The organism is Lamprobacter modestohalophilus (assembly GCF_016583905.1).
Lineage (GTDB): Bacteria > Pseudomonadota > Gammaproteobacteria > Chromatiales > Chromatiaceae > Lamprobacter > Lamprobacter modestohalophilus.
This window is the reverse complement of record NZ_NRRY01000165.1, coordinates 1-1,181: the sequence shown is the minus strand read 5'-3', so window position 1 is coordinate 1,181 and position 1,181 is coordinate 1. Positions and strand designations below refer to the sequence as shown.

Annotated in this window: 2 protein-coding genes and 1 pseudogene; all 3 read right to left on the bottom strand. The window is 61.2% G+C overall.

Annotation, left to right across the window (positions count from 1 at the left end; all coding sequences use genetic code 11):
* Window positions 1-117 precede the first annotated feature (117 nt).
* On the bottom strand, window positions 118-678 hold the full coding sequence (locus CKO42_RS26625; protein WP_200252652.1) for a hypothetical protein: 561 nt from the start codon (window positions 676-678) through the stop codon (window positions 118-120).
* Window positions 679-842: 164 nt separating this feature from the next.
* Window positions 843-1,001 (bottom strand): hypothetical protein, encoded by a 159-nt coding sequence (locus CKO42_RS26620; protein WP_200252647.1) that lies wholly within the window; start codon window positions 999-1,001, stop codon window positions 843-845.
* A pseudogene (locus CKO42_RS27010) lies at window positions 928-1,181 on the bottom strand (hypothetical protein); the annotation flags it as partial. The gene CKO42_RS26620 and the pseudogene CKO42_RS27010, both read right to left, overlap by 74 nt.

Sequence of the window (1,181 nt, the reverse complement as noted above, 5' to 3'; positions counted from 1 at the left end):
CACGGTTTGATGAGGGAGGGCTGGTATCCCATGACTAGGATTCGGCTATTGAGGCACCGCCAAACGAAAGGGGCGGAAACAGATAGGCCGGGTCTACGGGCGCGGGATGCCTGCTCTCTACTCTACCCATCCAACATTCATCGTGTAGGCCATCTCAAGATTCTCCCGTTGATAGATGAGGTGCATGCGTTCGAGCAGTTCCCAGTGTCCACCTCGACTTGGATGCGGATGGCGAGCGCGGTAGTGGATCAGTCCTTGGCGGATGCGATCTTGCTCGCTGGCAAAGAGTTCCCAGGGCGCGTTGCGCGGATGCTTGGCGATGGCGTTCAGGACGATCAGGCGCACCGGCTGTCCGCCCCAGGGGAGCTCATAAACGCCTTCCCAGGCGGTGGGCGTTAGGGGATGCCGACGCTGCAGGGCCTTGGGACAGCGGGTGGCGACGGCGTAGAGGCCGAAGGCGTCTGGCCGGTGGCGCTTACCATCGGGACTCAACCTGAGCTTGCGGTAGTTGACGTAGTGGCCGATCAGCTCATCAAGGGTCCAAGCGGTGAGCGCTTCGTGCTGGGATTTGTAGGTCAGCAGGTTGTGCGGGCGCAGGTTCTCGAGCCCGTCGGGCAGTTCCAGCGGGCGGTGTGCGGCCCCTTCTCCCTTGGCCTCAATAATGGCGACATCGAGCAATCTGCTGCGAGGTTGCTTTCCTGCACGGGATTCCGGCTTCCCGGCCGGAATGACGGAGGGGGGTGGCCGGAATGACGGGAGCAGTGGCCGGCATCACGGAGGACATGCCACGACATCAAACGTGATCGCCTCACGAACGTGATCGCCTCACGAACATGTTCTTTTCAATGGCGCTCGCCCTTATCGCCGAGCAAATGCTTGACGCTGGTCGCATCGAAAATGTCATCCAGCCAGGTGTCGAGCTGCGCTTCAGAGGCTGCGCTGATGCGCTGCGCGGCCCAGCGTGGTAATGGGCCGAAGCGACGACTGATCTGTCGACGCAAGGTTGCGACCTTCGCCTCGGTTCTGCCCTCGGTCTTGCCCTCGGTCTTGCCCTCGTCTGCCCTCGGTCCTGCCCTCAGTCTTACCCTTGGCCTCGCCCTTGGCAAAGATCGACTGATAGGCCTTGGTCTCCTCGAGCGGAGTCACGAGATTCAACATGGTCCAAATCTCCTCATCGGTAT